The sequence below is a fragment of the Nocardia tenerifensis NBRC 101015 genome, from assembly GCF_000308715.1.
Lineage (GTDB): Bacteria > Actinomycetota > Actinomycetes > Mycobacteriales > Mycobacteriaceae > Nocardia > Nocardia tenerifensis.
Genome location: NZ_BAGH01000515.1, coordinates 1 through 5,315, shown reverse-complemented (window position 1 = coordinate 5,315; position 5,315 = coordinate 1). Strand labels below are relative to the sequence as shown.

Here is a 5,315-nt window from a genome sequence, read left to right as displayed (position 1 = left end):
CGCCCCGCGTGGTGGCCGAGGCGCTGGAGACGCCGGGCGCGGGCGACGCCTTCCTGGTCGAGTTCGCCGGTCGGCTCGCCCTCGGCCTGTCCTCGATCGTCGCGGTGGTCGACCCCGAGCTGCTGATCCTGGCCGGTGACGTGCCGAGCGCGGGCGGCGAACGGCTGCGCGCGCTGGTCGAAGAGGCGCTGACGGAGCTCACCTTCCCCCGGCCCGAGGTGCGTTCGAGCACCCTGCCCGGCTCGCCGGTACTGCACGGAGCGCTGGAACGCGCCCTGGCCACCACGAGGGACACCGTGTTCTCGACTCATTGATCCGCCGCACACCCAGCAGTACGCAGGAGAACCGCACATGCGCAGAACCACCCGCCGCACCCTCGCCGCCCTGACCGCATGCGCGACCGCGCTGTTCGTCGCCGCCTGTACCGGACAGAGCTCCGGCGGCGGCGACGACGGCTCCGACGCGGGCAAGGACGTCACCATCACCTTCTGGCACGGCTGGAGCCAGGACAGCGAGGTCAAGGCGATCGACGCCAATATCGCCGCGTTCGAGAAGCTGCACCCCAACATCCACGTCAAGTCGGTGCCCAATATCGCCGACGACAAGCTCGAGCAGGCGCTGCGCGGCGGCGGCCGCGACGCCCCGGACGTGGTCTCCTCCTTCACCACCGACAATGTCGGCAAGTTCTGCGCCGCGGGCGTCTGGGCCGACCTCGCGCCGTTCCTGAAGAAGGACAACATCGACCCCGTCGCGACGTTCCCCGCCGCGATGCGCCAGTACAGCCAGTTCGAGGGCAACCAGTGCGCCCTGCCGCTGCTCAGCGACTCGTACGGCCTGTTCTACAACAAGACCGCCTTCGCGGCGGCCGGAATCACCTCTCCGCCGAAGACTTTGAGCGAGTTCGAGGCCGCGGCGCGCAAGCTGACCATCCCCGAGGGCGACAGCTTCAAGCAGCTCGGCTTCATGCCGAACTACCACGGCTACGAGACCACGGCCATGCACTACCTGGGCCAGTTCGGCGCCGACTACTTCGGCGCGGACGGCAAGTCCAACGTCGCCACCGACCCCAGAGTCGCGGCCATGTTCGCGTGGCAGAAGGACCTCATCGCCAAGCTCGGCGGGTTCGACAAGCTGGAGAAGTATCGGACCACCTTCGGCGAGGAGTTCAGCGCGAAGAACCCCTTCCACACCGGCCAGGTCGCCATGTCGTTCGACGGCGAGTGGCGCACCGCCTCGCTCGCCGAGGATCCGGTGAGCTTCGAGTGGGCCACCGCGCCGTTCCCGGTGCCCGACGACCAGGCCGACACCTACGGCCGCGGCTACCAGACCGGCACCATCGTCGGCATCGCCAAGTCCAGCCAGAAGCAAACCGCCGCTTGGCAATTGGTGAAGTACCTGGCGACCGACACCGACGCCGTGGTGAGCTTCGCCAACGCCATCCACAACGTGCCCAGCACCAACGCGGCGCTGAACTCGCCGAAGCTCTCGGCCGATCCGAACTTCAAGACCTTCATCGACATCGCGAAGAACCCGCACTCGGGCACCACCCCCTCCAGCATCAACGGTGGCGCGTACCAGATTTCGCTGCGCAACTTCGGCTACGACTACGAGGCGGGCAAGGTCGACCTCGCCGCGGGCTTGGCCGCGACCGCGAAGGAAATCGACGAGGCGATCGTCCAGGCGAAGTGATGTAACCATGGCATCGACGACCACCACCCGGCCCGCGGCGCGCAAGCGCAGACACCGCCGCGCGACCCTGCGCACCGTGGCGTTCCTGTCGCCGTGGCTGATCGGCTTCGGGTTCTTCTTCGCCTACCCGCTGATCTCCACCCTCTACTTCTCGTTCATGAGGTACGACGGATTCGCCGCGCCGACCTTCACCGGGCTGAAGAACTGGGACTACGTCCTGAACAAGTACCCGTTCTTCTGGCAGGGGCTGCGCAACACGCTGTGGCTGGTCGTGGTGATGGTGTCGCTGCGGGTGGTCTTCGGGCTCGGCATCGGGCTGCTGGTCACCAAGATCAAGACCGGGCTCGGGTTCTTCCGCACGGTGTTCTATCTGCCGTTCCTCGCCCCGCCGGTGGCGGCGACGATCGCGTTCGCCTTTCTGCTGAACCCGGGCACCGGGCCGGTCAACCATCTGCTCGGGAATCTCGGTCTGCCGCAACCGGGTTGGTTCACCGACCCCGGGTGGTCCAAGCCCGCGCTGACCATGCTCGCGCTGTGGGGCATCGGCGATCTGATGGTCATCTTCACCGCGGCCCTGCTGGACGTGTCCAGGGAGCAGTACGAGGCGGCCGAGCTGGACGGCGCGGGCCCGTGGCACCGGTTCCGCTACGTCACCCTGCCGAACATCACGCCCATCGTGCTGTTCGCGGTGGTCACCGGCGTGATCCAGACGATGCAGTACTACACCCAGGCGATGGTCGCCGGAAAGGTCGCCAGCGGCAAGGCGGGCAACTCCGGCGAGCCGTTCGAGGCGGGCTACCCGCACGGGTCCACCTGGACGCTGCCGCAGATGGTCTACAACCTCGGCTTCCAGCGCTTCGACCTCGGGTCCGCGTGCGTGGTCGCGGTGCTCCTGTTCGCCCTCTCCATGGCGTTCACCGCGCTGCTGCTGCGGCGCCGATCCGGCTTCCTGCAGGAGGACGCATGACCGTGACCACCGCCATGCCCGTGCCGGTCGCCGTGCCGACGGTCCCGGCGCGCGGCGCGCGCCGCAAGAACACGCTGAACTGGATCGCGGTGCACGCGTTCGCGATCGCGGCCGCCGTGCTGTTCCTCATGCCGTTCGTGTTCCTGTTCTTCACCTCGGTGATGTCGGACCGGCAGGCGCTCACCGCCGACCTGTGGCCCACCGAGTGGCACTGGGGCAACTACGTAAAGGTCTGGGACACACCGGGTTTCCTCACCTGGTGGCGCAACACCCTGGTGTACGCGGGCGCCGGCACCGCGCTGACGCTGCTGTCGAGCATCCCGGTCGCCTACGCGCTGGCCAAGTTTCGCTTCCGCGGGCGCAATCTGGCGCTGATGGCCGTGGTGTCGATGATGATGCTGCCGCCGCAGGTGACGGTGATCCCCATGTATCTGGTGTGGGCCAAGCAGTTCCACCTCACCGGCTCGCTGTGGCCGTTGATCATTCCGCTGGCCTTCGGCGACGCGTTCTCCATCTTCCTGCTCCGGCAGTTCCTGCTGACCATCCCCGACGACTACCTGGAGGCGGCGCGCATCGACGGCTGCGGCGAGCTGCGCATCCTGCTGCGGATCGTGCTGCCGATGGCCCGGCCCGCCGTCGCGGCGGTCGCGCTGTTCCAGTTCTTCTATTGCTGGAACGACTATTTCGGCCCGCAGATCTACGCCAGCGAGAACCCGGGGGCCTGGACGCTCAGCTACGGCCTCGAGTCGTTCAAGAGCGCCCACCACACCAACTGGAACCTCACCATGGCCGCCACCCTGCTGGTGATGGCGCCGGTGATCATCCTGTTCTTCTTCGCACAGAAAGCCTTCATCGAAGGCGTGACACTGACAGGGGTCAAAGGCTGATGGGCGCACTCAAGGTAGCCATAGTCGGCGGTGGTTCCACCTACACCCCGGAGTTGATCGACGGTTTCGCCCGTCTCCGCGACACGCTGCCGATCGATGAGGTGGTGCTGATCGACCCGGCCGAGGAGCGGCTGGCGCTGATCGCCGGGCTGGCCCGCCGGATCTTCGCCAAACAGGGCCACGGCGCGCGGGTCAGCACCGCCACCGCCGTCGCGGACGGGGTCGACGGCGCCGACGCCGTGCTGTTGCAGCTGCGGGTCGGCGGGCAGGCCGCGCGCGACGAGGACGAGACCTGGCCGCTCGAATGCGGTTGTGTCGGACAGGAAACCACCGGCGCGGGCGGCCTGGCCAAGGCGATGCGCACGGTGCCCGTCGTGCTCGACATCGCCGAGCACGTGCGCAGGGCCAACCCGGACGCGTGGATCATCGACTTCACCAATCCGGTCGGGATCGTCACGCGCGCACTGCAGGCCGCGGGGCACAAGGCCGTTGGGCTGTGCAACGTGGCCATCGGATTCCAGCGAAAGTTCGCCGCGCACTTGGGGATCGACCCGGAGCTGGTCCGGCTCGACCACGTCGGGCTCAACCACCTCACCTGGGAGCGCGGGGTCACCGTGCTCGACCACGTCGGCGCGGCCACCGGGCACGAGGCGCTGCCGAAGCTGCTCGGCGACTTCGGGCAGCAGATCGCCGACGACGTGCGGATGCCGCTGTCGCTGATCCGGCGCCTCGGCTTGGTCCCGTCGTACTATCTGCGCTACTACTACCAGCACGACGCGGTGGTCGAGGAGCTGCGGGTCAAGGGTTCGCGCGCCGCCGAGGTCGCGGCCATCGAGCGCGAGCTGCTCGACCTGTACGCCGACCCGACCCTCGACACCAAGCCCGAACTGCTCGGAACCCGCGGCGGCGCTTTCTATTCCGAGGCCGCCGTGAACTTGCTCGCCCCCCTGCTCGGCACCGGCGACACCGGCGTGCAGGTGGTGAACACCCGCAACGACGGCACCCTGCCGTTCCTGCCCGACGACGCCGTGATCGAAGTGCAGGCGGAGGTGGGCGCCGGAGGGGTGCGCCCACTACCGCTACAGCCGGTCGAACCCCTCTACGCGGGCCTGATCGCCCACGTCACCGCCTACGAGCAGCTGGCCTTGCGCGCGGCGATAGTCGGCGGCCGCGGCCGCGTCTACGCCGCGCTTCTCGCACACCCGCTGATCGGCCAGAACGAGCTGGCCGAGCAGCTGACCGACCGGTTGATCGCCCATAACCGCGCATATCTGAGCTGGGCGTGATCATGCCGACCAACACCGTGCACTGCTTGCGGGGGAAGCGTCTGATGAAACTCCCACACACTGAACAGGTTCCGGGCGTCCTGGCGATCGACGCGGGCAACAGCAAGACCGACGTCGCCCTCGTCGCCAGGGACGGATCCATCCTCGGCACCGCGCGAGGCGGCGGTTATCAGCCGCATCGCACCGGTGCGCGTCAGGCGATCGAGGGTCTCACACCGCTGGTCGAGTCGGTGGCACGCCAGGCGGGGCTGACCCGAGGGGGAATACTCACCACTCGGGTCAGCGCCTGCATGGCCAATGTCGATCTGCCCATCGAGGAGCAGCGGATACACGCCGCCATCGTGGCGCGGCCGTGGGGCCTGAGCGTGGGCGTCGTCAACGACACCTTCGGCCTGCTCCGCGCGGGCACCGACGGCCCGCGCGGCGTCGCGGTGGTCTGCGGCGCGGGCATCAACTGCGTCGGCCTGCTGCCCGACGGCCGCACCG

5 protein-coding genes and 1 pseudogene are annotated in these 5,315 nt (G+C 68.4%); all 6 read left to right on the top strand.

Annotation, left to right across the window (positions count from 1 at the left end; genetic code table 11):
- Nucleotides 1-314 (top strand): annotated as a pseudogene (locus ON39_RS34860) (ROK family protein); the annotation flags it as partial.
- Between the two features lie 37 nt (nt 315-351).
- Nucleotides 352-1,689, top strand: a complete 1,338-nt coding sequence (locus ON39_RS34855; RefSeq protein WP_040740569.1) for an ABC transporter substrate-binding protein — start codon at nt 352-354, stop codon at nt 1,687-1,689.
- Between the two features lie 7 nt (nt 1,690-1,696).
- On the top strand, nt 1,697-2,656 hold the full coding sequence (locus ON39_RS34850; RefSeq protein ID WP_040740568.1) for a carbohydrate ABC transporter permease: 960 nt from the start codon (nt 1,697-1,699) through the stop codon (nt 2,654-2,656).
- Nucleotides 2,653-3,543: a carbohydrate ABC transporter permease gene (locus ON39_RS34845; protein WP_040740567.1), complete on the top strand. Its 891-nt coding sequence runs from the start codon at nt 2,653-2,655 to the stop codon at nt 3,541-3,543. The genes ON39_RS34850 and ON39_RS34845 overlap by 4 nt, the downstream gene beginning before the upstream one ends.
- Nucleotides 3,543-4,829 carry a 6-phospho-beta-glucosidase gene (locus tag ON39_RS34840; protein ID WP_040740566.1) on the top strand — a complete coding sequence of 429 codons (1,287 nt, stop codon included), beginning with the start codon at nt 3,543-3,545 and terminating at the stop codon, nt 4,827-4,829. Before ON39_RS34845 ends, ON39_RS34840 begins: the two co-directional genes overlap by 1 nt.
- Nucleotides 4,830-4,873: 44 nt before the next feature.
- Nucleotides 4,874-5,315 (top strand): BadF/BadG/BcrA/BcrD ATPase family protein (locus tag ON39_RS34835; RefSeq protein ID WP_040740571.1); only part of this gene is annotated, 442 nt, incomplete at its 3' end.

Coding starts and splice junctions, on each gene's coding strand:
- ON39_RS34845 (WP_040740567.1), top strand. CDS start 2,653: ATGACCGTGACCACCGCCATGCCCGTGCCGGTCGCCGTGCCGACGGTC.
- ON39_RS34855 (WP_040740569.1), top strand. CDS start 352: ATGCGCAGAACCACCCGCCGCACCCTCGCCGCCCTGACCGCATGCGCG.
- ON39_RS34850 (WP_040740568.1), top strand. CDS start 1,697: ATGGCATCGACGACCACCACCCGGCCCGCGGCGCGCAAGCGCAGACAC.
- ON39_RS34840 (WP_040740566.1), top strand. CDS start 3,543: ATGGGCGCACTCAAGGTAGCCATAGTCGGCGGTGGTTCCACCTACACC.